This window comes from Pseudomonas sp. B7(2017) (genome assembly GCF_002112745.1).
Lineage (GTDB): Bacteria > Pseudomonadota > Gammaproteobacteria > Pseudomonadales > Pseudomonadaceae > Aquipseudomonas > Aquipseudomonas ekonensis.
Genome location: NZ_NEIP01000001.1, coordinates 453714 through 477908, shown reverse-complemented (window position 1 = coordinate 477908; position 24195 = coordinate 453714). Strand labels below are relative to the sequence as shown.

Here is a 24195-nt window from a genome sequence, read left to right as displayed (position 1 = left end):
TTTTGCGCCAGTTGCATCGTGGATGCGACATGCGCTTATTCCAAAAACGACGGACACCCTGCGATTTCGGTATTAATTCATTGCAAATCAAGCTGTTAGGCTTTCCGGTTCGCAGCGGCCCCGGAAGGCTGCTGGCAACGTCTTTTCGGGAGTCCTCATGAATCTGCCGCTGATCCTCAATCTGCTGGTGTTCCTCGCCCTGCTCTTCGGCTTGGCGCAAACCCGCCATAGCTCCTGGAGCCTGGCGAAAAAAGTCCTGCTCGCGCTGGCGCTCGGCGTGGGCTTCGGCGTGGCGCTGCACACCGTCTACGGTGCCGGCGACCCGGTGCTCAAAGCCTCGATCGGCTGGTTCGACCTGGTGGGCAACGGTTACGTGCAACTGCTGCAAATGATCGTGATCCCGCTGGTGTTCGCCTCGATCCTCAGCGCCGTGGCCCGTCTGCACAACGCCTCGTCGCTGGGCAAGATCAGCTTCCTGACCCTCGGCACGCTGCTGTTCACCACCGCGATCGCCGCGCTGATCGGCATCGGCCTGACCAACCTGTTCGGCCTCACCGCCGAAGGCCTGGTGGCCGGCACCCAGGAAATGGCCCGCCTGCAAACCATCCAGACCGACTACGCCGGCAAGGTCGCCGACCTCAACGTGCCGCAGCTGCTGCTGTCGTTCATCCCGCAGAACCCGTTCGCCGACCTGGCGCGGGCCAAGCCGACCTCGATCATCAGCGTGGTGATCTTCGCCGCGTTCCTGGGCATGGCTGCGCTGCAGCTGCTCAAGGATGACGCCGACAAAGGCCAGAAAGTGATCAACGCCATCGACACCCTGCAAGCCTGGGTGACGCGCCTGGTGCGCCTGGTGATGAAGCTGACCCCGTATGGCGTGCTGGCGCTGATGACCAAGGTGGTGGCCGGCTCCAACCTGCAGGACATCATCAAGCTGGGCAGCTTCGTGGTCGTGTCGTACCTGGGCCTGGGCCTGATGTTCGTCGTGCACGGCGTGCTGGTGTCGGCGGCCGGGATCAACCCGCTGCGCTTCTTCCGCAAGATCTGGCCGGTGCTGACGTTCGCCTTCACCAGCCGCTCCAGCGCGGCGACCATCCCGCTGAGCATCGAGGCGCAGACCAGCCGTCTGGGCATCCCGCAGTCGGTGGCCAGCTTCGCCGCCTCGTTCGGCGCGACCATCGGCCAGAACGGCTGCGCCGGCCTCTATCCGGCCATGCTGGCGGTGATGGTGGCGCCGACCGTGGGCATCAACCCGCTGGATCCGCTGTGGATCGCCACGCTGGTGGCCATCGTGACCCTGAGCTCGGCCGGTGTGGCGGGCGTGGGCGGCGGCGCGACGTTCGCGGCGCTGATCGTGCTGCCGGCCATGGGCTTGCCGGTGTCATTGGTGGCGTTGCTGATTTCGGTCGAGCCGCTGATCGACATGGGCCGCACGGCATTGAACGTGAGCGGTTCGATCACCGCCGGGGCGATCACCAGCCAAGTGATGCAGCAGACCGACAAGGCGCTGCTGGAGGCCGATGAGCATGCGGAGCTTGCTCAGGCTTGATTGACGTTGTGGCGAGGGAGCGTGCTCCCTCGCCACAGATTCAGGCTTTTTCCCAGACTTCGAAGTGGTAGGCCGGCTTGTCGCCTTCAGCCGGATTCGGCACGAAGGAAGTTCGTTCCCAATCACACGGGCCGAAATCCGGAAAGAATGCGTCGCCATCAGGGCGCAAGGCAACGCGAGTCAGATACAAGCAGTTTGCAAGCGGAAGTGCCTGTTCATACAACTGAGCGCCGCCAATCAACATCAGTTCGGTCGCACCCTGCTCCAGTGCCCACTCTTCAGCACGATCAACTGCCGCCTCAAGCGAGGAAAACACCTCGGCCCCCTGCAATTGAAGATCTGCCTGTCGACTGACAACAATGTTCAAGCGCCCCGGCAGCGGACGCCCCAAAGAATCCCAAGTCTTGCGCCCCATGATGATTGGCTTGCCAAGGGTCTTTTCTTTGAAGTACTTGAAATCACCCGGCAAATGCCAAGGCATGGTGTTGTTCACGCCGATGACTCGGTTTTCACCAAGAGCAGCGATCAGACATAAAGGAAGAGTGTTGTTCATGCGGGTGAGGATACCAGAGGATCGATATCCCGCAACTTGCCCCGACCAGCGCCGCAGCGGTTATGCTCACGGCTCAATCAAGCAACGGGATGCCGCGTGACTGAACTGACTTCACTGCAAAACCTCTGGCTCACCGAAACCGTGCGCCTGCGCGAAGAACACGCAGGTCCCCTGGACGATCTGGAAGCCAATCGCCTGGCCCGCGCGGCCGGCGGCGACCTGCCGGGGCGCATCCAGCGCCGGGCGCTGTGGTTGGCCGAGCGCGACGGGCTGACCGCCGCGCTCAAGCACTGGCTGCAAGGCGCACGCCTGGCGGTGCTGCTGATGGCGGCGCTGGCCTGCATCACCGGGGCGGGCATGGCGTTTTCCGCGCTGGGCAACGGCCTCGGGCCGGTCAACATTTTCTGGGCCTTGGGCACGTTGCTCGGGCTGAACCTGATTCTGCTGCTGAGCTGGGCGGTCGGCCTGGTGTTTGCCGGGGAGCACAGCGCGGCGCTGGGCCGCCTGTGGCTGTGGCTCAGCGAGAAACTCGCCCGGGACGCCAAGGCCGCCCAACTGCCGCCGGCGCTGATGCTGCTCCTGCAACGGCACCGGCTCAACCGCTGGGCCATCGGCACGCTGGTCAACGGACTCTGGCTGCTGATCATGCTCAGCGCCCTGATCATGCTGGTGCTGCTGATGGCGACCCGGCAATACGACTTCATCTGGGAAAGCACCCTGCTGGGCGCCGACTTCTTCGCGGCGCTGACCGATGCCCTGACCGCTGTCCCCCACGCCCTGGGCTGGAGCGCGCCACGGGTGGACATGATCCGCGTCGGCCTGGACGGCGACTACAACCGGGCGCTGGTGCGCCAGGCCTGGGCCATCTGGCTGGTCGGCGCGGTGCTGATCTACGGCGTGCTGCCGCGGCTGATCCTGATGCTGCTGTGCCGCTGGCGCTGGAACCGCGGACGCGCCCGCCTGCACCTGGACCTGAACCTGCCCGGCTACGCCCAGCTGCGTGAACGCCTGATGCCCAGCAGCGAGCGCTTAGGCATCAACGACGCGGCGCCGGAGCACCTGCACCGGGTCGAAAGCGCCGTCGGCGCAGAGGTCAGCGAAGGGGCGCTGCTGGTGGCGATCGAGCTGGACGACCAGCGCCCGTGGCCGCCGGCATTGCCCAAAGGCGTCAGCGACGCCGGCATCCTCGACAGCCGCGAATCCCGGCACCGCCTGCTTGAACAGCTGACCCGCTTCCCGCCCGCACGTCTGGCCATTGCCTGCGATCCCCGGCGCTCGCCGGACCGCGGCAGCCTGGCGCTGATCGCCGAACTGGCGCGCAATGCCGCCGCCACCCGCGTCTGGCTGTTGCAGGCACCTCAAGGCCAGGCGCTGGACGCCGAACGCCTCGGCGACTGGCACGTGGCGCTGCAGCAGCTGGAGCTGCCGTTCGCCGATTGCGCCCCGATGGGCTGGCTGGAGCACGGTCATGACTGAAGCCTGGAAGGCCCCGCTGAAACTGGCCGTGGTCGGCCACACCAACGTCGGCAAGACGTCGCTGCTGCGCACCCTGACCCGCGACGTCGGCTTCGGCGAAGTCTCGCACCGCCCCAGCACCACCCGGCACGTCGAGGGCGCACGGCTGTCGGTGGAGGGCGAACCGTTGCTCGACCTCTACGACACCCCGGGCCTGGAAGACGCCATCGCCCTGCTGGATTTTCTCGAACGGCTGGAACGCCCCGGCGAACGCCTCGACGGCCCGGCGCGGCTGGCGCGGTTCCTCGACGGCAGCGAGGCGCGCCAACGTTTCGAGCAAGAGGCCAAGGTGTTGCGGCAACTGCTCGCCTCCGACGCCGGGCTGTACGTGATCGATGCCCGCGAACCGGTGCTGGCCAAATACCGGGACGAGCTGGAGGTGCTGGCCGGCTGCGGCAAACCGCTGCTGCCGGTGCTGAATTTCGTCAGCAGCGCCGACCACCGCGAGCCGCAATGGCGCGAAGCGTTGGCGCGTCTTGGCCTGCATGCGCTGGTGCGCTTCGACAGCGTCGCCCCGCCGGAGGACGGCGAACGGCGGCTGTACGAAAGCCTGGCGCTGCTGCTGGAGAATGCCCGGCCGCAACTGGAGCGCCTGATCGCCGACCAGCAGGCCCAACGCCTCGCCCGCCAACAGAGTGCCGCGCGCCTGATCGCCGAGCTGTTGATCGACTGCGCCGCCTGCCGGCGCAGCGTGGCCAGCGAAGCCGCACAGGAACAGCAAGCCATCAGCGAACTGCGCCAGGCCGTGCGCCAGCGCGAACAGCGCTGCGTCGAGGCGCTGCTCAAGCTCTATGCCTTCCGCGTGCAGGATGCCGCCGCCAGCGACCTGCCGCTGCTGGACGGGCGCTGGGGCGATGACCTGTTCAACCCCGAAACCCTGAAGCAACTGGGCGTGCGGGTCGGCGGCGGCATCGCGGCCGGTGCGGCCGCCGGGGCCGGAGTCGATCTGCTGGTGGGCGGCATCACCCTCGGCGCCGCCGCCCTGGCCGGCGCGATTGCCGGCGGCGCCCTGCAGACCGCCCGCAGCTACGGCAACCGCTTGCTGGGCAAGCTCAAGGGGCAGCGCGAGCTGACGGTCGACGACAACGTGCTGCGCCTGCTGGCGTTGCGTCAGCGCCAGTTGCTGCTGGCCCTGAACGCCCGGGGCCATGCGGCGATGGATGCCGTTCAGGTCGCCGCCTCCCAGGACGAGACCTGGCGCCAAGGCAAACTGCCCGAGGCCCTGATCAAGGCGCGGGCGCATCCGCAGTGGTCATCGCTCAATCCGCACCCCAAGCTCAATCAGGCCGAACGACAGGGGCAGATCGACTCACTGGCCGCCGATCTGTAGGAGCCAGACTGCTGGCGATGGCGGCCCTGCGGTTCAGCGGTTCAGCCGGCCAACACCCGCGCCGCCTTCTCCTTCAGCAACTGAAGATCCACCACCGGCACCGCCGTCTCCTTCGCCAGCTCATCCCACTGGCGCATCCGCAGGCTGACGGCGCACAACGGATCGCGCTCGAACGCCTCAGCTTCGGCCTCCGTCATCACCCCGCCCTGATACGCCAAGGTGCGCCGGCTGGCTTCGCTCAGGCGTTGGTGATAGCCCGTCTCCCTGAGCGTCAGATAGCGCTTGGCCTGCACGTGATACTCCACCAGCCGCGCGACACGCTCACTGAACCCCGCCTCGCGCAGGTAATCGGCGCCGAGGCGTTCGTGGCTGACCGCGCCGTAGCCGCCCATGCTCTGCGCGCCCTCGGCGCACAGGTGGCCGATGTCGTGGAAGAACGCCGCCAGCACCACTTCGTCGTCAAAGCCTTCGGCCATGGCCAGTTGCGCCGCCTGGGACATGTGCTCGATCTGCGACACCGGCTCGCCGATGTAGTCGCTGGCACCGAAGCGTTCGTACAGCCCGAACACCTCGGCGATCACCTGTTCGTGGCGGCCCATCAGACCTCCTCCAGCAGTTGCGCAACATTGCGCTCGGCCATGGCCGGGCCGACGCTCATGCCCACGCCGGTGTGCATCAGCGCCACGCCGAGCCCCGGCGCCGGCCGCAGGAACGAAAACGGCCCCGGCCCGCGGGCGCCGTAGACGCCCTGCCAGCGCTCGACCACCTGTACCTTGCAGCCGAGGGTGTGCTCGGCCAGGCCGATCATCCAGTCGTCCACCTGTTCGGCGTTGAACGGCGACGGATCCCTGCCGTAATGGTGCGAATCGCCGATGATCAGTTCGCCTTGGGGCGTGGGGCTGATCAGCAGGTGAATGCCGTTGTCGTGCAGGTGCGGCGTCTCGCGCAGGATCTGCGCCTGCACCGCCGCCGCTTCCGGCAGGTCGGCGAAGGCGCCGTAGTGCACGCAACTGAGGCCGGTGAGCAGCGCGTGCTGCAGGTCGAGGCTGGCCTGGGGCCGGGCGCGCAGCATCTGCAGGCGGCAGACCTGCGGGTCGAGGGCGGCGATGGGCTCGGCCAGCAGGGTCTGATAATCGTGGCCGGAGCAGACGATGATCTGCCCGGCCGTGAACGTGCCGGCGGTGCTGTGCAGGCGCCCCGGTTCGACGTCGCGCACCAGGGTCGAGAAGTGGAACTCGACGCCCAGCTCGCGGCGCAACCAGTCGATCAGCGCCGGGATCGCTTCGCGCGAGTACAGCTGTTGGTCGTCCAGGCCGTGCAGCGCGGCGCGGTGATGGCTGAACCGGCCGCCGTACAGGTCATGCTGGGCGGCACCGCGCAGCAGCTCCACGCGGTAGCCGTGCTCGACGGCGCGGCCGGCGCAAAAGGCTTCCAGCAACTGTTCTTCCGCCTCGGTGCGGGCGAACAGGTACGAGCCGTTGCGCTTGAGTTGCAGGCCGGCGAGCTGCGCCCACCGGCCCCAGATCTCGCGGCTGGCCTTGGCCAGCTCCAGCATCGGCCCCGGCGGCTGGCCGGTGACCAGCGCCTGGCCGAAGTTGCGCACTGACGCCCCGAGGGGCGTGGCGGTGCGCTCGAAAACCGTGACTTTGAGGCCGCGCCGGGCGGCGGCATAGGCGTGGGACAGGCCCAGGATGCCGGCGCCGACGATCAGCAAGTCTTTGTGTTGTGTCATTGAGAGGTGCTCTGAATGAGAGACCGCCATCGCTGGCAAGCCAGCGATGGGGCCCTGTCAGTCGATGAAAATCTTACTTGGCGGCGACTTTCTCGGACTTGCCGTCATAGCGCTTGCGCCACTCGGTCAGGATCTCGTCGCGGTTCTTCGAGGCCCAGGCGAAGTCGTTCTTGATCAGGCGCTGCTCGTAGTCCGCCGGCAGTTCGGTCTGCGGCTTGGCGATGCCCGGCTGGGCGAGCACGGCGAAGTTTTCCTTGTACAGCTCCATGGCCGCCGGGCTTGCGGAGAAGTCGGCGAGCTTCTTGGCCGCCTCTTCATGGGCGGTGCCCTTGATCACGGCGGTGGCCTCGATCTCCCAGCCCAGGCCTTCCTTCGGCAGAATGATGTCCAGCGGCGCGCCCTGACGCTTGAGCTGAACGGCCGGGTACTCGAAGGAAATGCCGATCGGGAATTCCCCCGCCGCCGCCAGCTTGCACGGCTTGGAGCCGGAATGGACGTACTGGCCGATGTTCTGGTGCAGGCCGTCCATGTAGGCCCAGCCCTGCTTCTCGCCGAAGGTCTGCAGCCAGGCGCTGACATCGAGGAAACCGGTGCCGGACGAGGCCGGGTTCGGCATCACGATCTTGCCCTTGTACTCAGGCTTGGTCAGGTCCTGCCAGCTCACCGGCTTGCTCAGGCCCTGCTTTTGGGCCTCGACGGTGTTGAAGCAAATGGTCGCCGCCCACACATCCATGCCCACCCAGGCTGGCGGATTGGCGGCATCGCGGTAGTTGCCGCCGATCTTGCCCAGGTCCTTCGGCGCATAGCTTTGCAGCATGCCCTGCTGGTCGAGGATCGCCAGGCTCGACGCCGCCAGGCCCCAGACCGCGTCGGCCTGCGGGCGCTCCTTCTCGGCCAGCAGCTTGGCGGTGATGATCCCGGTGGAGTCGCGCACCCACTTGATCTCGACATCCGGGTTGGCCTTCTCGAAGGCTTCCTTGTAGGTCTTGAGCTGTTCGGCTTCGAGGGCGGTGTACACCGTCAACTCGGTTTTCGCCGCGAAGGCATTCAGGCTGAAAGCGGCGAGCGCGGCGGCGGCCAGGGCCATAGGCTTGAACATGATCTTTTCCTGTCTTGAGTTGAGGGGATGGGACGGCAATCAATGGCCGGGCGGGGTCTGCCGCCAGGCCTGGGAACGGCGCAGCAAGCCGCGCGAAGCCCACGCCAGCAGCAAGGACACACCTGCCGAGGTGAACAGAATCAGGGTCGACATCGCCGCTGCGCCGCCGACGTTGCCGGCGTCGTCCATGTTCAGCACCGCCACCGCCGCAAGGATGGTGTCGGGGCTGTAAAGGAAGATCGCGGCGGACACGGTGGTCATCGCCGACACGAACAGGTAGCGCACGATGTCCAGCAGCGCCGGCAGGCAGATCGGCACGGTCACCCGCAGGTAATGGCGGTACAGCGGCGCTTTCAGCGACAGCGCGGCGGCTTCGAACTCGGCGTCGAGCTGGCGCAGCGCGGTGGTGGCAGTCATCTGCGCAGTGGTCAAATAGTGAGCAATGGTGCAGACGATCAGCAGGGTCATGGTTCCGTACAGCACGTGCAGCGGGTTGCCGGTCAGGTTGAAGAAGAAAACGTAACCCAGACCGAGCACCAGCCCCGGCACCGCCATCGGTACGAAACTGAGCATCCTCAGCGTCAGATTCAGCCCGCGCTGGCTGCGGGTCTTTTCCATCAGGTAGGCGCCGGTGAAGATCAGCGCGCTGCCGATCAGCGCCGAGCCCAGCGCCATCTTCAGGCTGTTGCCGTAGGCCAGCCAGCCGCCGCCGGCGGTCTCGTCGAACCGGTAATGGTTGAGCGACAGCGACAGGTTGTACGGCCAGAACTTCACCAGCGACGAGAACACGGCCATGCCGAACACCAGCAGCAACGCTGCGCTGATCAGCAGGACAGCGCTGAGATAAAAGACATCGCGCTTCTTAGACGGTGCCGGTTTGAACACCTGGGCGCGACCGCTCACGGCGTCGCCATGACGGCGACGCAACCAGGCATCGACGCCGAAACTGAACAGCGCCGGCAGCAGCAGCACCATGCCGATCAACGCGCCGCGACCGAATTGCTGCTGGCCGACCACCGCTTTGTAGGCTTCCAGCGCCAGCACCTGATAGTCGCCACCGACCACCACCGGCACGCCGAAATCGGTGATGGTCAGGGTGAACACCAGACAGAACGCGGCGAATACGGCCTGACGGGTCGCGGGCCAAGTGATGCTGCGGAAGGCTTTTGCAGGACTGGCGCCCATGCTCGACGCAGCGTCGAACAGTCGCGCATCCGCCAGCGACAGGGCTGACAGCAAGATCATCAAAGCGTGTGGGAAGGTGTAGATCACCTCACCCAGAACAATCCCCCAGAAACCGTAAATGTTGTCCGACAGCAGGCCGCGCAGCAGGCCCTGATTGCCGAACAGATAGACCAGCGCAATCCCCGGCAGCATCGATGGCGCCATCAGCGGCAGCAACGAAATCCCGCGCCAGAGGCCTTTGCCGGGAATCAACGTGCGCTGCAAGGCGTAGGCAAACAGGTAGGCCAGCGGTACGACGATGGCCGCGACGCTGAGGGAAACCTTCAGGCTGTTGCCGAGCAGCCAGTGGAAATTGTCGCTGCTCACCAGTTCTTTCGCGGCGAGCCAGCCGCCGCCCTGCCCGGCTTCGCTGCTGAAGCCGCGCCAGAAGATCGCCAACAGCGGCAGCAGCACCGCCACCCCGAGCAGCACCAGCAGCAGGAGCTTGCCGCCGAGCACGAAGATCCGGTCGCCGACCTCGGCCCCGGACACCTGCCGCGCCTGCTTGTGCGGCAGCGGCAGCGCCCTGTTCATGCTCATCAGGCGAACACCTGCAGGCTGCGCGGCGGCAGGGCCACCATGATCTGCTGCGCGCCCAGGCGCGGCATGGCTTCCGGGGCCAGTTCGGCGAGCAGCGCATGGCCCGGCAACTGGTCGAGTTCGAAGCTCATGCGGCAGCGGTTGCCGAGGAAGGTGATCTCACGCACCTTGGCCGGGAACAGGTTTTCCTCGTGCACCAGCGGATTGACGCTGATCGCTTCCGGACGGCAGAACAGGCGGCCGGAAGGACTGTGGACGCTGCCGTCGGCCAGGCGCAGGTTCATCCCGCCGACCCGCGCGTGGCTGTCGCTGCTGCGCTGGAACGGCAGCCAGTTGCCCTGGCCGACGAATTCGGCGACGAACGGCGTGGCCGGGCGGTCGTAGATCTCCTGGGGCGTGGCGTACTGCTCGACCTTGCCGTTGTGCATCACGGCGATGCGGTCGGCCATCAGCATGGCTTCGTCCTGGTTGTGGGTGACCATCAGGGTGGTGATGCCGAGGCTCCGCTGCAGTTGGCGCAGTTCGGTGCACAGGCGCTCGCGCACCCGGGCGTCGAGGGCCGACATCGGCTCGTCGAGCAGCAGCAGCGACGGCGACGGCGCCAATGCCCGGGCCAGGGCGACCCGTTGCTGCTGACCGCCGGACAGTTGGCCGGGGTACTTTTTCTCGCTGCCGACCAGGCCCACCAGCTCCAGCATCTGACCGACCCGGCGGCGCACTTCGTCGCGGCCGCTGCCGGCCAGGCCGTAGGCAATGTTCGCTTCGACGGTCAGGTTGGGGAACAGTGCGTAGGACTGGAACAGGATGCCGTAGTCCCGGGCCTGGGGCGCGAGGTGGGACACGTCGCGCTCGCCGAGGTAAAGCTCTCCGCTGTCCTGCTTCTCCAGGCCGGCGATGCAGCGCAGCAAGGTGGTCTTGCCGCAGCCCGACGGGCCGAGCAGGCACACCAGCTCGCCGGCGGCCACGTCGAGGGAGACGTTGTCCAGCGCCGTGAACGCGCCGAAGCGCTTTTGCACGTTGCGCACTTTCATCGGTGCGCCGGGAGTGGTCAGGACGGTTGCAGGGTTCATGGACAGGCCTCATCGAGCAGATGGGGGCCATCCTAGGGTTGTAATGCGTCCGTCATATGGCAGCCGGGCAAAAACGGCCGATAGTGGTATTCATGGATTTGGGTTGTCCGGCCCGGCGCCATCGCCAGCAGGCTGGCTCCTACAGGGGAACGCATTTCAATGTAGGAGCCAGCCTGCTGGCGAGGAGGCCGGCACAGGCACCGAAAAGCCTCAGGCTGGGGACATCTCTTGTGCCAAACCCAGAAACGCCGCCGGCAAGCGCGCATTCTTGCGTTCCTTCAGGCAGTAGAGATACTCGGGGATCTGCGGCGCGTTCTCCAGGGTCAGCACCCGCAGCTGCGGATCGTGGGGCACTTCCTGGCGGGCGATGATGCTGATGCCGATGTTGCGCAGCACCGCCTCGCGGATCGACTCGCGGCTGCCGATCTCCAGCAGCGGGCCGAAGCTCACGCCGGCGCCGGCCAGCAACTCTTCGGTCAGGCGCCGGGTGGTCGAGCCGGACTCGCGCATCAGCAGGGTATGCCCGGCCAGCGCGCTCAGCGTCACATGGTCATGCGCCGCCAGCGGATGGTCGCGATGCACCGCCAGCACCAGCGGGTCGCTGCCGAGCACCCGGCGGATCAGCCGCGCGTCCTCCAGCAACTGCGACGAGGCCGCGACGTCCACCCGGTAATCCTCCAGCGCTTCGAGCACCTGCTGGGAGTTGCCGATCTCCACCGACACCTCCACCTGAGGCAGACGCTCGCGGAACGCCTTCACCAGGTCGAGGATGTAATACGGCGCGGTGGCGGCGATGCGCAGCGTGCCCTGCACCTGACCACTGTTGCGCAGGAAGAACTCGATGTCGGCTTCCTGCTGCAGCAGCGCCTTGACCATCGGCAGCAGCCGCGCACCCTCGTCGCTGACGCTCAGGCGCCGGCCGCCGCGGTAGAACAGCTCCACCGAGTACTGGCTCTCCAGATGGCGGATCTGGGTGGTCACGGTCGGTTGGCTCAGGCCCAGCTTCTTTGCCGCCAGCGTGATGCTGCCCAACCGGGCCACCATGTAAAACGCCTTCAGCTCGGCACTCAGCACAACCGCCCCTCTCTCTTACTTGCGCAGCAGGCGCAAACCGTTGAACACCACCAGCAGGCTGACGCCCATGTCGGCGAACACCGCCATCCACATGGTGGCGACCCCGGCGAAGGTTACCCCAAGAAAGATCGCTTTGATCACCAGCGCCAACGCGATGTTCTGCTTGAGGATTGTCGCTGTGTTGCGCGACAGGCTGATGAATGCCGGGATCTTGCGAAGATCGTCGTCCATCAGGGCGACATCGGCGGTTTCGATGGCGGTGTCGGTGCCGGCCGCCGCCATGGCGAAGCCGATTTCGGCCCGGGCCAGCGCCGGGGCGTCGTTGATGCCGTCGCCGACCATACCGACCCGGTGGCCCTGGGCATACAGGTCTTCGATGGCTTGCAGCTTGTCGGTGGGCAGCAGGTCGCCCTTGGCCTGGTCGATGCCGACCTGCGCCGCGATCGCCTGGGCGGTGTGGACGTTGTCGCCGGTGAGCATCAGGGTTTTCACGCCCAAATCGTGCAATTGGCGAATGGCTTCGCGGCTGGTGTCCTTGACCGTGTCGGCCACGGCGAACAGCGCCAGCGGGCCCGAGCGGTCGAGCAGCAGCACCACGGACTTGCCCTGTTTCTCCAGCGCGAACAGCTTTTCTTCCAGCTGCGGCGAGCATAGGCCCAGCTCTTCCACCAGGCGGTGGTTGCCCAGGTGGTAGGTCTGGCCGTCCACCTCGCCCTTCACCCCGCGACCGGCCAGGGCGGTGAAGTTATCCACAAGCGGCAGGATCAGGTTCTTATCCACAGCGGCGTTCGCGATGGCCAGCGACACCGGGTGGTCGGAACGCCCGGCCAATGCGGCGGCAATGGCCGGGGCCAGCGCTTCGGCGGTCGGGTCGAGCGACAGGTAATCGGTCTGCACCGGTTTGCCGTGGGTGATGGTGCCGGTCTTGTCCAGGGCCAGGTAGTCGAGCTTGAAGCCGCCCTCCAGGTACACGCCGCCCTTGACCAGGATGCCCTTGCGCGCTGCGGCCGCCAGGCCGCTGACGATGGTCACCGGGGTGGAGATCACCAGGGCGCACGGGCACGCCACCACCAGCAGCACCAGTGCGCGGTAGATCCAGTCGAACCACGCCGCGCCCATGAACAGCGGCGGGATCACCGCCACGGCCAGCGCGAGGATGAACACCGCCGGGGTGTAGATCTTCGAGAACTGGTCGACGAAGCGCTGGGTCGGCGCCCGCGCGCCCTGGGCCTGTTCGACGGCGTTGATGATCCGCGCCAGGGTCGAGTTGTTGGCCGCCGCGGTCACGGTGTACTCAAGGGAACCGGCCTGGTTGATGGTGCCGGCGAACACCTTGTCGCCGACGGTCTTCTCCACCGGCAGGCTTTCCCCGGTGATCGGCGCTTGGTCGATGGTCGAGCTGCCGCTCACGACTTCACCGTCGAGGGCGATGCGCTCACCGGGCTTGACCCGCACCCGGACGCCGAGTTCGATGCCTTTGACCTCACGTTCGGCCCAGTTGCCGTCAGCCTGCAACACAGTGGCTTGCTCCGGCGTCATCTGCATCAGGCCGCTGATGGCGTTGCGCGCCCGATCCAGCGAACGGGCCTCGATCAGCTCGGCCACGGTGAACAGGAACATCACCATCGCCGCTTCCGGCCACTGGCCGATCAGCACGGCGCCGGTCACGGCGATGCTCATCAGGGCATTGATGTTGAGGTTGCGGTTCTTCAGGGCGATCCAGCCCTTTTTGTAGGTGCCAAGGCCCCCGCTGAGGATCGACACCAGCGCGACGATCGCCACCACCCAGGTCGGCGCGGCGTTGGTGAAATGGATGACCTCCGCCGCCAGCGCACCGACGCCGGACAGCGCCAGCGGCCACCAGTGCTTTTTCACCGGCGCCGGGGCGGGCGTCTCGACGCCGGCCTCCAGCGGTTCGGCCTGCATGCCCAGGGACTTGATCGCCTCGGTGATCGGCGCGGTGTCCGCCAGCGTGTGGGTCACGCCGAGGACGCGGTTGATCAGGTTGAACTCCAGTTGCTGAATGCCGGCCAGCTTGCCGAGCTTGTTCTGGATCAGGGTCTGCTCGGTCGGGCAGTCCATCGCCTCGATGCGGAAACTGCTCAGCCGGGCGTCGGCGCTCGGCGCCTCGCTCAATTGAATCAGCGAAGGCATGGCGGCTTTCGATCCGCAGCAGGAATCTTCATTCGAATGAACAGGCGCAGGCGTGAAAACCTTCGACCCGCAGCAGGCGTCGCCGCCGTGATCGTGTTTATGCACAGGCTGCAGTTTCGGGCTGTGGCCATGATCGTGATCATGCTTGTGATCGTGTTCGTCGCCAGGTTTGTGGCTGTGGGTATGCAGGGAATCGCTCATCGGTCGCGTCCATGAAGGTGCCTGTTGCCAAGTAAAGACCCTGTAGCCACTATAGGGTCAAGCACCCTTTTGGAGATTGCCGTCATGAAGATCGGAGAACTGGCGAAACTCACCGACTGCGCCGTGGAGACCATCCGCTACTACGAACGCGAAAACCTGCTGCCGGAACCGGCCCGCAGCGACGGCAACTACCGGGTCTACACCCAGGCCCACGCCGAGCGGCTGACCTTCATCCGCAACTGCCGCACCCTCGACATGACCCTCGAAGAGATCCGCGCCTTGCTCACCCTGCGCGACAGCCCGCAGGACCAATGCGAAAGCGTGAACGCCTTGATCGACGAGCACATCCAGCACGTGAAGGCGCGGATCGACGGCCTGCTGGCCTTGCAGGCGCAACTGCTCGACCTGCGCCAGCGCTGCGGCGAAGGGCCGGAGGCGGATCAGTGCGGGATTCTGCAGCGGCTTGAAGTGAGCGGCGGGGTTGTCGCGACGGAAGTGGAACACTCCCATGTGGGCCGCAGCCACGGCCATTAAGATCACCGAATATCCCTGTGGGAGCTGGCTTGCCAGCGATGACGGTGTGTCAGCCGATCCATCCTTGGCTGACACACCGTCATCGCGAGCAGGCTCGCTCCCACATTGTCTTGCAGTGAACGCCACCCCAGCATCCAACCGAACTCCTTGTGGGAGCCAGCCTGCTGGCGATGGCGTCAGCCCAGGCTCTGCGGAGCCGGGCCTCAGACCGCCATCGGCGCGGTCATCGGCGCATGGTGCTCGTAACCTTCCAGGGAAAAGTCGCTTGGCTCGACCAGTTCCAGCCACTCCGGCTGGTACACGCCGGTCTTGGCGAATTCCGGCACGCGGTCGGAGATCTTCAGTTTCGGCATGGCGAACGGCTCGCGCTTGAGTTGTTCGTTGAGCATGTCCAGGTGGTTCTCGTAGACGTGCGCATCGCCGATGAAATAGGTGAACCAGCGCGGCGTGTAGCCGGTCAGGCGGCCGATCAGGCTCAGCAGCGCGGCGCCTTCGGTGAGGTTGAACGGCGTGCCCAGGCCCAGGTCGTTGGAACGGATGTAGAGGGTCAGGGAAATTTCCTTGGTCTCGACGTTCGGGTGGAACTGGTACAGCAGGTGGCACGGCGGCAGGGCCATCTCGTCGAGCTGGGCGCAGTTCCAGCCGTGGAACAGGATGCGCCGGCTGCCCGGATCCTTGATGATCGTGTCGACGCACTGGCGCACCTGGTCGATGGCCTTGTACAGCACCACGTAGGCCTGGCCGTCCTCTTCGCCCTCGGCGATCTGCCGGTAGCCCTGGCTCAGGGTCTGCTCGATGGCGGCGGCGTTGCTCAGCGGGATCTGCTTGTACGCCGGCCATTTGCGCCACTGCACGCCGTAGATCTCGCCCAGGTCGTCCTCGCCCTGACGGAACGGGTTGGCCAGCCACTGGGCGTTCTCGTTGGCGTTCTGGTCCCAGACCTTGCAGCCCAGCGCCCGGAACTCGGCGGCGTTGTTCACCCCGCGCAGAAAACCGCACATCTCGCCGATGGCCGACTTGAAGGCCATCTTGCGGGTGGTGATCGCCGGAAAGCCTTCCTGCAGGTCGAAGCGCAGCATGGCGCCCGGAAAGCTGATGGTGTTCACGCCGGTACGGTTGGCCTGTTTGGTGCCGTTGTTGATGACGTGGGACACCAGATCAAGATATTGCTTCATGGGTTACCTGTTTCCTTTGAGCCCCGGCGTCCGGCGCCGGGGTCCGTATGTTAAGCCGTCGGAGCGACCGGCGCCGCCGGCGCGCGACGGTAGGCCAGCCAGATCAGGAACAGCCCGCCGACGATCATCGGCACGCACAGCACCTGGCCCATGGTCAGCCAGTTCCAGGCCAAGTAGCCCAGTTGCGCGTCCGGCACGCGGACGAACTCGACGATGAACCGGAAGATCCCGTAGAACAGCGCGAACATGCCGGAGACGGCCATGGTCGGACGCGGCTTGCGCGAGAACAGCCAGAGGATCAGGAACAGCGCCACGCCTTCGAGGGCGAACTGGTAAAGCTGCGACGGGTGACGCGGCAACTGCGCCGGATCGCTGAACGGCGGGAAGATCATCGCCCACGGCACGTCGGTCGGCTTGCCCCACAGCTCGGCGTTGATGAAGTTGCCGATGCGCCCGGCGCCCAGGCCGATCGGCACCATCGGCGCGACGAAGTCCATCAGCTGGAAGAACGACTTGTTGTTGCGCTTGCCGAACCACAGCGCCGCCAGCATCACGCCGATGAAGCCGCCATGGAACGACATGCCGCCCTTCCACACCTCGAAGATCAGCGTCGGGTTGGCGAGGTAGGCGCTCAGGTCATAGAACAGCACGTAGCCCAGGCGCCCGCCGACGATCACGCCCATGGACAGCCAGAACACCAGGTCGGAGAGCTTCTCCTTCGTCCAGGTCGGGTCGAAACGGTTGAGCCGGCGCGACGCCAGCAGCCACGCGCCGCCGATGCCGATCAGGTACATCAGCCCGTACCAGTGGATTTTCAACGGACCGATGGCAACCGCCACCGGGTCGATCTGCGGGTAAGGCAGCATTGCGACTCCTCGTTAGAGTTCAGGTCTTCAACATTCCCGGGGGACGCTGCCACCTCAGGATTAAGTCAGGATTGCGCCGGCTCACAACAGAAAGTTCAGGCCCACGCAGAACAGCAAAGCGGCGAACAGGCGTTTGAGCAACTTCGGCGACAGTTTGTGGGCCAGGCGCGCGCCGAGGCGGGCGAAGACCATGCTGGTCAGGGCGATCCCCAACAGCGCCGGCAGGTACACGAAACCGAGACTATGGGCCGGCAGCAGCGGATCGTGCCAGCCCAGAATCATGAAACTTATCGCACTGGCCACCGCGATCGGCAAACCGCAGGCCGACGATGTCGCCACCGCCTGCTGCATCGGCACGCTGCGCCAGGTCAGGAACGGCACGGTCAGCGAGCCGCCGCCGATGCCGAAGATCGCCGAGGCCCAGCCGATCACGCTGCCGGCCACGGTCAGGCCGAGCTTGCCCGGCACCGTGCGGCTGGCCTTGGGCTTGGCCTCCAGGGCCAGTTGCGCGGCGATCACCAGGGCGAACACGCCGATGATCTTTTGCAGGTGAGGCCCCGAGATCGCTTCGGCAGTCAGCGCGCCCAGGCCGGCGCCGACCAGGATGCCGACCGTCATCCAGACGAAGATCGGCCAGCGCACCGCGCCCCGGCGGTGGTGCTCGCGCACGGCGTTGACCGAGGTGAAGATGATCGTCGCCAGCGACGTGCCCACCGCCAGGTGCGTCAGGATCGACGGATCGAAGCCTTGCAGGGTGAAACTGAACACCAGCACCGGGACGATGATGATCCCGCCGCCGACCCCGAACAGCCCAGCCAGCACGCCTGCGCAGGCGCCCAACGCCAGATAGAGCAGAAATTCCATGACCGCCTCCCCCGACGCGTCCCTAAAACCGGAGCGGCATGGTAACGGATGCATGGCCTCGGGCTCCACTTGCGATGGATGCGCGGACGATGACTGCGTAAAGTGAGCAAAAAACGCACAAGGACAACCTTATGTGCCTGATCGTTTTCGCCTGGCGGCCGGATCATGCCCAGCCGCTGATCGTCGCGGCCAACCGCGACGAGTTCTACGCCCGGCCCAGCCTGCCGTTGGCCCCCTGGCCGGAGGCGCCTCATGTCCACGCCGGGCGAGACCTTGAGGCAGGCGGCACCTGGCTGGGCCTGAGCGCCCACGGCCGGTTCGCGGCGCTGACCAACATCCGCGACCCCGGCCAGCCGCCGGCGCAGCGCTCACGGGGCGGGCTGGTGGCCGGGTTCCTGACCGGGGAGCTGTCGATCGACGACTATCTGGCCGATGTCGTCGAACGCTCGGCGCAGTACGCCGGGTTCAACCTGCTGCTGGGCAACGCCCACGAACTGTGGCACTTCAACGCCCGCGACACGGAGCCGGTGATGCTGCCGCCAGGGGTCTACGGACTGTCCAACGCCGGGCTGGACACGCCCTGGCCGAAACTGCTCAAGGCCAAGGCGGCCCTGAGCGCGGCGCTGGACGATCCGCAGCCCGAACGGTTGCTGGCGCTGCTGGCCGACGCGCAGCCGGCGCCGGAGGCGGAGTTGCCGGACACCGGCGTGGGACGGACGACCGAGTCGCTGCTGTCGAGCGTGTTCATCGCCAGCCAGAGCTACGGGACGCGGGCGAGCACGGCGCTGATCGTGCAGGCGGACGGCACGCGCCGGATCGTGGAGCGCAGCTTCGGCCCGTTCGGCGGGCATCTCGGGGAGGTGGACCTGAGCCTCTGACGTGGCGAAGGCGCTCGCTCCCTCGCCACATGCCCTCAGGCGGTCTTGACCGGCGCCGGGTTGATCATCCGCGACAGCCCCAGGTTCTTCAGGGCCAGCTGCAGCGAGCTGTGGATGACCTGCGGGTTGTCGATGGTCATCAGCTCCGCCAGCAGGTCCTTGGACTTGCTCAGGTTGATCTGACGCAGCATCCACTTCACCTTCGGCAGGTTGGTGGCGTTCATCGACAGGCTGTCGAAGCCCATCGCCATCAGCAGCACCGCGGCCGCCGGGTCGCCGGCCATTTCGCCGCAGATGCTCACCGGCTTGCCTTCGGCGTGGGCGTCGCGCACCACGATCTGCAAGGCCTGCAGCACCGCCGGGTGCAGGTAGTCGTAGAGGTCGGCCACCCGCGGGTTGTTGCGGTCCACGGCCAGCAGGTACTGGGTCAGGTCGTTGGAGCCGACGGACAGGAAGTCCACCATCCGCGCCAGTTCCTTGGTCTGGTACACCGCCGCCGGAATCTCGATCATCACCCCCACCGGCGGCATCGGCACGTCGGTACCCTCGTCGCGCACCTCGCCCCAGGCCCGGTGGATCAGGTGCAGCGCCTCTTCCAGCTCGTGGATGCCGGAGATCATCGGCAGCAGGATCCGCAGGTTGTTCAGGCCTTCGCTGGCCTTGAGCATCGCGCGGGTCTGCACCAGGAAGATCTCCGGGTGGTCGAGGGTGACGCGGATGCCGCGCCAGCCCAGGAACGGGTTGTCCTCCTTGATCGGGAAGTACGACAGCGCCTTGTCGCCGCCGATGTCCAGGGTACGCATGGTCACCGGCTGCGGATGGAACGCGGCGAGCTGCTCGCGGTAGATCGCCAGCTGTTCCTTTTCGCTCGGGAAGCGCTGGTTGATCATGAACGGCACTTCGGTGCGGTACAGGCCGACGCCTTCGGCGCCACGCTTCTGGGCGCGGGCCACGTCCGCCAGCAGGCCGGTGTTGACCCAAAGCGGCATGCGGTGCCCGTCGAGGGTCACGCACGGCAGGTCGCGCAGCGCGTCCAGGCCCAGGGCCAACTGCTTCTCTTCTTCCACCACTTCGGCGAACTGCTTGCGCAGCACTTCGCCGGGGTTGGTGTAGACCTCGCCGCGGTGGCCGTCGACGATCATTTCGATGCCGTCGACCTTGGCGTACGGCAGGTCGACCAGGCCCATCACCGTCGGGATGCCCATGGCCCGGGCCAGGATCGCGACGTGGGAGTTGCCCGAACCGAGCACCGAGACCAGGCCGACCAGCGTGCCTTCCGGCACCTCGCCGAGCATGGCCGGCGTCAGTTCTTCGCTGACCAGGATGGTCTTTTCCGGGTAGACCAGGTTCTGCTGGCGCTCTTCCTGCAAGTAGGCGAGCAGGCGGCGGCCCAGGTCCTTGACGTCCGAGGCCCGCTCCCGCAGGTAGGCGTCGTCCATCAGTTCGAAACGGTTGACGTGATCGGTGACCACCTGGCGCAGGGCGCCCTGGGCCCATTGGCCGGTCTTGATCACGGTGGTGACTTCGCTGCCCAGCGAGGCATCGTCGAGCATCATCAGGTAGACGTCGAACAGCGCGCGCTCTTCGGGGCGCAGCTGGGTCGCCAGCTTGGCCGACAGGGCGCGCATGTCGGCGCGCACGCCTTCGAGGGCGTTCTTGAACAGCGCAAGCTCAGCGTCGATGTCGGCGACGGCCTTGTCCGGCACCACGTCCAGGTCCGCCGGCGGCAGCATGACCACCGCGGTGCCGACCGCCGCACCCGGCGACCCCGGCACGCCGACGAACTTGGCTTCCTGGATGCCCTTGCCCTGACGGCCCAGGCCGCGGATCGAGCCGGTGGCCTCGGCGTGGGCGATCACGCCCGCGAGCTGGGCGCTCATGGTCACGAGGAAGGCTTCTTCGCCTTCGTCGAACTGGCGGCGTTCTTTCTGCTGGATGACCAACACGCCGACGACGCGGCGGTGGTGGATGATCGGCGCCCCGAGGAACGAGGCGTAGCGCTCCTCGCCGGTCTCGGCGAAGTAGCGGTAGCGCGGGTGGTCCGCGGCGTTTTCGAGGTTCAGGGGTTCTTCACGCGTGCCGACCAGGCCGACCAGACCTTCGTTGGGCGCCATGCTGACCTTGCCGATCGAGCGCTTGTTCAAGCCCTCGGTGGCCATCAGCACGAAGCGGTTGGTCTCCGGGTCGAGCAGGTAGACCGAGCAGACCTGGCTGCCCATGGCCTCTTTGACGCGCAACACAATAATCCCCAACGCCGCCTTGAGATCCTTGGCGGAGTTAACTTCCTGGACGATCTTGCGCAGCGTATTGAGCATGGCTCGGGGTCGAACTCCGTCGTCAGTCGCGCGCCAGCAGGCGCGGGGCAAGCTCTTTGAGGGCGCGCCGGTACACCTCGCGCTTGAATGTCACCACCTGGCCCAACGGATACCAATAGCTGACCCAGCGCCAGCCATCGAACTCCGGTTTACCGGTCAAATCCATCCGCACCCGCTGCTCGTTGGAGATCAGGCGCAGGAGAAACCACTTCTGCTTCTGGCCGATGCACAGCGGCTGGCTGTGGGTCCGCACCAGGCGTTGCGGCAAACGATAGCGCAACCAGCCCCGGGTACAGGCGAGAATTTCAACATCTTCGCGCTCCAGGCCCACTTCTTCGTTCAGCTCGCGGTACAAGGCGTCTTCCGGCGTCTCGTCGGGGTTGATCCCCCCTTGCGGAAACTGCCAGGCGTCCTGATTGATACGGCGGGCCCATAGCACCTGGCCGGCGTCATTCGTCAGAATGATCCCGACATTGGGGCGGAAACCATCGGGGTCGATCACGGCAACAACCTCGCAAACGCATGTCGCCGCATTGTTCCACAAAGGTCGTGAAGGCGGCAACGAAGGTTCCCAGCTTATGTGCACTCTTGTGAAAAGACCGTATTCTTGTCCCCTTTTCACTGACTTTTCAGCGGGTAACTGCAATGCGCCTGGCACTCTTCGATTTGGACAACACCCTTCTGGGCGGCGACAGCGATCACGCCTGGGGCGACTACCTGTGCGAACGCGGCTTCCTCGACCCGGTCGCCTACAAGGCGCGCAACGACGAGTTCTACCAGGATTACCTGGCCGGCCAGCTGGACAACGCCGCGTACCTGAACTTCTGCCTGGAGATCCTCGGCCGCACCGAAATGGCCGTGCTCGACCAATGGCACAGCGACTACATGCGCGACTGCATCGAGCCGATCATGCTGCCCAAGGCGCTGGAACTGCTGAAGCGGCACCGCGACGCCGGCGACAAACTGGTGATCATCACCGCCACCAACCGTTTCGTCACCGCGCCGATTGCCGTGCGCCTGGGCGTCGAGACCCTGATCGCCACCGAGTGCGAGATGCAGGACGGCCGCTACACCGGGCGCAGCACCGACGTGCCGTGCTTCCGTGAAGGCAAGGTGACGCGGCTGAACCGCTGGCTGGAAGAGACCGGGCATTCGTTGGAAGGCAGTTACTTCTACAGCGACTCGATGAATGACCTGCCGCTGCTGGAGCAGGTGGCGAACCCGGTGGCGGTGGATCCGGATCCGAACCTGTTGGCCGAGGCCCAGAAGCGGGGCTGGCCTGTGCTCAGCCTGCGCGGCTGATGCCGCCATCGCTGGCGAGCCAGCGCCCACAGGAACCTTCAGTGAACCCGAATGTGGCATCTGAAAACTGTGGGAGCCAGCCTGCTGGCGATGGGGACGACTCGGTTGAAGGCCCTAAACAGGCTTGGCCCCCATCAACCCGGCAATCGCCACGAAGCAGACCAGGCCGAACAGCGCCAAGGCCAGGCTGAACCGCCCCACCCCGCCCGGCGCCTTGCGCAGCCGGTTCAGCCGCACCAGCAGCCAGAACCACGCCAGCGCCGCCACGGTGTAGAGCACGCTGGAGGCCAGCAGCCAGGTCTGCCCCAGCGGCCAGCCCACCAGATGCACCATCCACCAGCCGGTGAACGGCATGCTCAGCAGCGCCAGCGCCATCAGCAGCCAGACGAACACCCGCGGCCGCTGCAGCGTGCGGCTGCCCGCGGTGGCGTCACCCTTGCGCCGCGCCAGGAACACCCAGGCGCCCAGGCCCAGCGCGCCGAGCAACAACACGGCCGTCGCCGCCGTGTGCGCCACCTTGAGTGCAGTCAACGTTTCCATGATCCGGTTTCCTTATGGCCTGCCCATCAGCGTAGCCGCTCAGCCGAGAAACAGCTGATAGGCCGGGTTGTCGCTCTCGTCCCAGTACGGGTAGCCGATCGCCTCCAGCGCCGCCGGCACCAGGTGGCGCTCCTCGTGCGGCACCTGCAGGCCCGCCACCACCCGGCCGTCCGCCGCGCCGTGGTTGCGGTAGTGGAACATCGAGATGTTCCAGCGCCCGCCCAGTTTGTTGAGGAAGTTGAACAGCGCCCCCGGACGCTCCGGGAACTCGAAGCGCAGCACCACCTCGTCGACCACCTGCGCCGCGCGCCCGCCGACCATGTGGCGGATGTGCAGCTTGGCCAGTTCGTTGTCGGTCAGGTCGATCACCGGAAAGCCCTGTTCGGTCAGGCTCGCCAGCAGCGCGCTGCGCGGGTCGCTGTCCGGGTGGGTCTGCACGCCGACGAAGATGTGCGCTTCGCTGCCGGTGCTGTAGCGGTAGTTGAATTCGGTGATCTGGCGCTTGCCGATGGCCTCGCAGAACGCCTTGAAGCTGCCGGCCTTCTCCGGGATGGTCACGGCGATGATCGCTTCGCGGCCCTCGCCCAGTTCGGCGCGCTCGGCCACGTGGCGCAGGCGGTCGAAGTTGACATTGGCGCCGGAGTCGATGGCGACGAAGGTCTTGCCGGCCACGCCGCGCTGCTCGACGTACTTCTTGATCCCGGCCACGCCCAGGGCGCCGGCGGGTTCGGTGATCGAGCGGGTATCGTCGTAGATGTCCTTGATCGCCGCGCAGATTTCGTCGGTGCTGACGGTGATCACCTCATCGACGTAGTCCTTGCAGATGTCGAAGGTGTGCTGGCCGATCTGGGCCACCGCCACGCCGTCGGCGAAGATGCCCACCGTCGGCAGCACCACGCGCTCGCCCGCCGCCATCGCCGCCTGCAGGCAGTTGGAGTCGTCGGGCTCGACGCCGATGACCTTGATGTCCGGGCGCAGGTACTTCACGTACGCCGCGATGCCGGCGATCAGCCCGCCGCCGCCGACCGGCACGAAGATCGCGTCCAGCGGCTGCGGGTGCTGGCGCAGGATCTCCATCGCCACGGTGCCCTGCCCGGCGATGGTGTGCGGATCATCGTAAGGGTGGATGTAGACGTAGCCCTTCTCATCGACCAGCTTCAGCGAATAGGCCAGCGCCTCCGGGAACGAGTCGCCGTGCAGCACCACCTTGCCGCCCCGTGAGCGCACGCCTTCGACCTTGATCTCCGGGGTGGTCTTGGGCATCACGATGGTGGCCTTCACCCCCAGCACCTTGGCCGCCAGGGCCAGGCCCTGGGCATGGTTGCCCGCCGAGGCGGTGACCACGCCGCGGGCGCGCTCTTCGTCGGTCAGCTGGGTCAGCTTGTTGTAGGCCCCGCGGATCTTGAACGAGAACACCGGCTGCAAGTCTTCGCGCTTGAGCCAGATGTCGTTGCCCAGCCGCTCGGAGAGCTGGCGGGCGTTCTGCAGCGGGGTTTCTACGGCAACGTCGTAAACGCGCGAGGTGAGGATCTTTTTGACGTACTGTTCGAGCATCGGAAGGCATCACTGGGCGGGTTGGGCAGGGCCAAGGAGTCTAACCCGGCTTTTGGCCGCACGACCACACGAATCCCGAGGTTTTACCCCGGCTTGGGGCTATAATGCCGGCCTTTCCGTTCTTAC

At 66.2% G+C, this 24195-nt stretch carries 21 protein-coding genes; 6 read left to right on the top strand and 15 right to left on the bottom strand.

From position 1 onward, the window contains the following. The first annotated feature begins 157 nt into the window (after nucleotides 1-157). Nucleotides 158-1549: an L-cystine transporter gene (locus CAG29_RS02240; RefSeq protein ID WP_085655856.1), complete on the top strand. Its 1392-nt coding sequence runs from the start codon at nucleotides 158-160 to the stop codon at nucleotides 1547-1549. 40 nt (nucleotides 1550-1589) lie between these two features. Here CAG29_RS02240 and CAG29_RS02235 read toward each other — a convergent pair whose 3' ends face one another. Further along, a complete protein-coding gene (locus CAG29_RS02235) occupies nucleotides 1590-2102 on the bottom strand; it encodes a dihydrofolate reductase (RefSeq protein ID WP_085693811.1) in 513 nt (170 codons plus the stop codon). 96 nt (nucleotides 2103-2198) lie between these two features. Between CAG29_RS02235 and CAG29_RS02230 the strand changes: the two genes are divergently transcribed. Further along, nucleotides 2199-3578, top strand: a complete 1380-nt coding sequence (locus CAG29_RS02230) for a DUF2868 domain-containing protein (RefSeq protein WP_085693810.1) — start codon at nucleotides 2199-2201, stop codon at nucleotides 3576-3578. Next, nucleotides 3571-4947, top strand: a complete 1377-nt coding sequence (locus tag CAG29_RS02225) for a GTPase/DUF3482 domain-containing protein (protein WP_085580928.1) — start codon at nucleotides 3571-3573, stop codon at nucleotides 4945-4947. The genes CAG29_RS02230 and CAG29_RS02225 overlap by 8 nt, the downstream gene beginning before the upstream one ends. A gap of 41 nt (nucleotides 4948-4988) precedes the next feature. On the opposite strand, the gene CAG29_RS02220 is transcribed toward CAG29_RS02225, so the two are convergent. The 7 genes from CAG29_RS02220 to CAG29_RS02190 all read right to left on the bottom strand — a co-directional run bounded on the left by CAG29_RS02220 (nucleotide 4989) and on the right by CAG29_RS02190 (nucleotide 14041). Beyond that, a complete protein-coding gene (locus CAG29_RS02220) occupies nucleotides 4989-5546 on the bottom strand; it encodes a phosphonate degradation HD-domain oxygenase (RefSeq protein WP_085580930.1) in 558 nt (185 codons plus the stop codon). Further along, on the bottom strand, nucleotides 5546-6679 hold the full coding sequence (locus tag CAG29_RS02215; RefSeq protein WP_085630088.1) for a TIGR03364 family FAD-dependent oxidoreductase: 1134 nt from the start codon (nucleotides 6677-6679) through the stop codon (nucleotides 5546-5548). The genes CAG29_RS02220 and CAG29_RS02215 overlap by 1 nt, the downstream gene beginning before the upstream one ends. Nucleotides 6680-6752: 73 nt before the next feature. Then, nucleotides 6753-7778 (bottom strand): putative 2-aminoethylphosphonate ABC transporter substrate-binding protein, encoded by a 1026-nt coding sequence (locus CAG29_RS02210; protein WP_085630090.1) that lies wholly within the window; start codon nucleotides 7776-7778, stop codon nucleotides 6753-6755. 39 nt (nucleotides 7779-7817) lie between these two features. Beyond that, nucleotides 7818-9542, bottom strand: a complete 1725-nt coding sequence (locus tag CAG29_RS02205) for a putative 2-aminoethylphosphonate ABC transporter permease subunit (RefSeq protein ID WP_085693809.1) — start codon at nucleotides 9540-9542, stop codon at nucleotides 7818-7820. Further along, nucleotides 9542-10612 (bottom strand): putative 2-aminoethylphosphonate ABC transporter ATP-binding protein, encoded by a 1071-nt coding sequence (locus tag CAG29_RS02200; protein WP_085693808.1) that lies wholly within the window; start codon nucleotides 10610-10612, stop codon nucleotides 9542-9544. Before CAG29_RS02200 ends, CAG29_RS02205 begins: the two co-directional genes overlap by 1 nt. 210 nt (nucleotides 10613-10822) lie before the next feature. After that, a complete protein-coding gene (locus tag CAG29_RS02195) occupies nucleotides 10823-11686 on the bottom strand; it encodes a LysR family transcriptional regulator (protein ID WP_085630094.1) in 864 nt (287 codons plus the stop codon). 15 nt (nucleotides 11687-11701) lie between these two features. Then, a complete protein-coding gene (locus CAG29_RS02190; RefSeq protein WP_085693807.1) occupies nucleotides 11702-14041 on the bottom strand; it encodes a heavy metal translocating P-type ATPase in 2340 nt (779 codons plus the stop codon). An 84-nt stretch (nucleotides 14042-14125) separates the two neighbouring features. Here CAG29_RS02190 and cadR point away from each other — a divergent pair, with 84 nt between their 5' ends. Beyond that, entirely contained in the window at nucleotides 14126-14575 is a 450-nt protein-coding gene (gene cadR, locus CAG29_RS02185; RefSeq protein WP_085630098.1) for a Cd(II)/Pb(II)-responsive transcriptional regulator, read from the top strand. 203 nt (nucleotides 14576-14778) lie between these two features. Here the strand turns inward: cadR and CAG29_RS02180 are convergent, their stop codons facing one another. From CAG29_RS02180 to CAG29_RS02170, 3 genes are all read right to left on the bottom strand, one after another. Continuing rightward, nucleotides 14779-15750, bottom strand: a complete 972-nt coding sequence (locus CAG29_RS02180; RefSeq protein WP_085580947.1) for a thymidylate synthase — start codon at nucleotides 15748-15750, stop codon at nucleotides 14779-14781. A 50-nt stretch (nucleotides 15751-15800) separates the two neighbouring features. Beyond that, a complete protein-coding gene (gene lgt, locus CAG29_RS02175; RefSeq protein ID WP_085580949.1) occupies nucleotides 15801-16616 on the bottom strand; it encodes a prolipoprotein diacylglyceryl transferase in 816 nt (271 codons plus the stop codon). Between the two features lie 81 nt (nucleotides 16617-16697). Beyond that, the gene (locus CAG29_RS02170; RefSeq protein WP_085580951.1) at nucleotides 16698-17480 is read right to left on the bottom strand and encodes a sulfite exporter TauE/SafE family protein; all 783 of its coding nucleotides are present in this window, start codon (nucleotides 17478-17480) and stop codon (nucleotides 16698-16700) included. A gap of 131 nt (nucleotides 17481-17611) precedes the next feature. Here CAG29_RS02170 and CAG29_RS02165 point away from each other — a divergent pair, with 131 nt between their 5' ends. Next, entirely contained in the window at nucleotides 17612-18358 is a 747-nt protein-coding gene (locus CAG29_RS02165) for an NRDE family protein (RefSeq protein ID WP_085693806.1), read from the top strand. A gap of 35 nt (nucleotides 18359-18393) precedes the next feature. Here CAG29_RS02165 and ptsP read toward each other — a convergent pair whose 3' ends face one another. Further along, nucleotides 18394-20673 carry a phosphoenolpyruvate--protein phosphotransferase gene (ptsP, locus tag CAG29_RS02160; protein WP_085580955.1) on the bottom strand — a complete coding sequence of 760 codons (2280 nt, stop codon included), beginning with the start codon at nucleotides 20671-20673 and terminating at the stop codon, nucleotides 18394-18396. A 22-nt stretch (nucleotides 20674-20695) separates the two neighbouring features. Next, complete coding sequence (locus CAG29_RS02155) at nucleotides 20696-21175, bottom strand: RNA pyrophosphohydrolase (RefSeq protein WP_085580957.1); 480 nt, start codon at nucleotides 21173-21175, stop codon at nucleotides 20696-20698. 143 nt (nucleotides 21176-21318) lie between these two features. On the opposite strand from CAG29_RS02155, the gene CAG29_RS02150 reads away from it, so the two are divergent. Continuing rightward, on the top strand, nucleotides 21319-21975 hold the full coding sequence (locus CAG29_RS02150) for an HAD family phosphatase (protein ID WP_085580958.1): 657 nt from the start codon (nucleotides 21319-21321) through the stop codon (nucleotides 21973-21975). 114 nt (nucleotides 21976-22089) lie between these two features. Here the strand turns inward: CAG29_RS02150 and CAG29_RS02145 are convergent, their stop codons facing one another. Beyond that, nucleotides 22090-22515 (bottom strand): DUF2269 family protein, encoded by a 426-nt coding sequence (locus tag CAG29_RS02145; RefSeq protein WP_085580961.1) that lies wholly within the window; start codon nucleotides 22513-22515, stop codon nucleotides 22090-22092. 39 nt (nucleotides 22516-22554) lie between these two features. Then, complete coding sequence (gene ilvA / locus CAG29_RS02140) at nucleotides 22555-24069, bottom strand: threonine ammonia-lyase, biosynthetic (protein WP_085580963.1); 1515 nt, start codon at nucleotides 24067-24069, stop codon at nucleotides 22555-22557. Nucleotides 24070-24195: the final 126 nt, after the last annotated feature.

Excerpts from the sequence above, each read along its gene's own strand:
- CAG29_RS02220 (WP_085580930.1), bottom strand. The coding sequence starts at position 5,546 with ATGGGCCGCCACGAACAGGTGATCGCCGAGGTGTTCGGGCTGTACGAA.
- CAG29_RS02170 (WP_085580951.1), bottom strand. The coding sequence starts at position 17,480 with ATGGAATTTCTGCTCTATCTGGCGTTGGGCGCCTGCGCAGGCGTGCTG.
- CAG29_RS02215 (WP_085630088.1), bottom strand. The coding sequence starts at position 6,679 with ATGACACAACACAAAGACTTGCTGATCGTCGGCGCCGGCATCCTGGGC.
- CAG29_RS02210 (WP_085630090.1), bottom strand. The coding sequence starts at position 7,778 with ATGTTCAAGCCTATGGCCCTGGCCGCCGCCGCGCTCGCCGCTTTCAGC.
- CAG29_RS02145 (WP_085580961.1), bottom strand. The coding sequence starts at position 22,515 with ATGGAAACGTTGACTGCACTCAAGGTGGCGCACACGGCGGCGACGGCC.
- CAG29_RS02150 (WP_085580958.1), top strand. The coding sequence starts at position 21,319 with ATGCGCCTGGCACTCTTCGATTTGGACAACACCCTTCTGGGCGGCGAC.
- CAG29_RS02180 (WP_085580947.1), bottom strand. The coding sequence starts at position 15,750 with ATGAAGCAATATCTTGATCTGGTGTCCCACGTCATCAACAACGGCACC.
- CAG29_RS02225 (WP_085580928.1), top strand. The coding sequence starts at position 3,571 with ATGACTGAAGCCTGGAAGGCCCCGCTGAAACTGGCCGTGGTCGGCCAC.
- CAG29_RS02165 (WP_085693806.1), top strand. The coding sequence starts at position 17,612 with ATGTGCCTGATCGTTTTCGCCTGGCGGCCGGATCATGCCCAGCCGCTG.
- CAG29_RS02240 (WP_085655856.1), top strand. The coding sequence starts at position 158 with ATGAATCTGCCGCTGATCCTCAATCTGCTGGTGTTCCTCGCCCTGCTC.
- CAG29_RS02235 (WP_085693811.1), bottom strand. The coding sequence starts at position 2,102 with ATGAACAACACTCTTCCTTTATGTCTGATCGCTGCTCTTGGTGAAAAC.
- CAG29_RS02200 (WP_085693808.1), bottom strand. The coding sequence starts at position 10,612 with ATGAACCCTGCAACCGTCCTGACCACTCCCGGCGCACCGATGAAAGTG.
- ptsP (WP_085580955.1), bottom strand. The coding sequence starts at position 20,673 with ATGCTCAATACGCTGCGCAAGATCGTCCAGGAAGTTAACTCCGCCAAG.
- cadR (WP_085630098.1), top strand. The coding sequence starts at position 14,126 with ATGAAGATCGGAGAACTGGCGAAACTCACCGACTGCGCCGTGGAGACC.
- CAG29_RS02205 (WP_085693809.1), bottom strand. The coding sequence starts at position 9,542 with ATGAGCATGAACAGGGCGCTGCCGCTGCCGCACAAGCAGGCGCGGCAG.
- CAG29_RS02190 (WP_085693807.1), bottom strand. The coding sequence starts at position 14,041 with ATGAGCGATTCCCTGCATACCCACAGCCACAAACCTGGCGACGAACAC.
- lgt (WP_085580949.1), bottom strand. The coding sequence starts at position 16,616 with ATGCTGCCTTACCCGCAGATCGACCCGGTGGCGGTTGCCATCGGTCCG.
- ilvA (WP_085580963.1), bottom strand. The coding sequence starts at position 24,069 with ATGCTCGAACAGTACGTCAAAAAGATCCTCACCTCGCGCGTTTACGAC.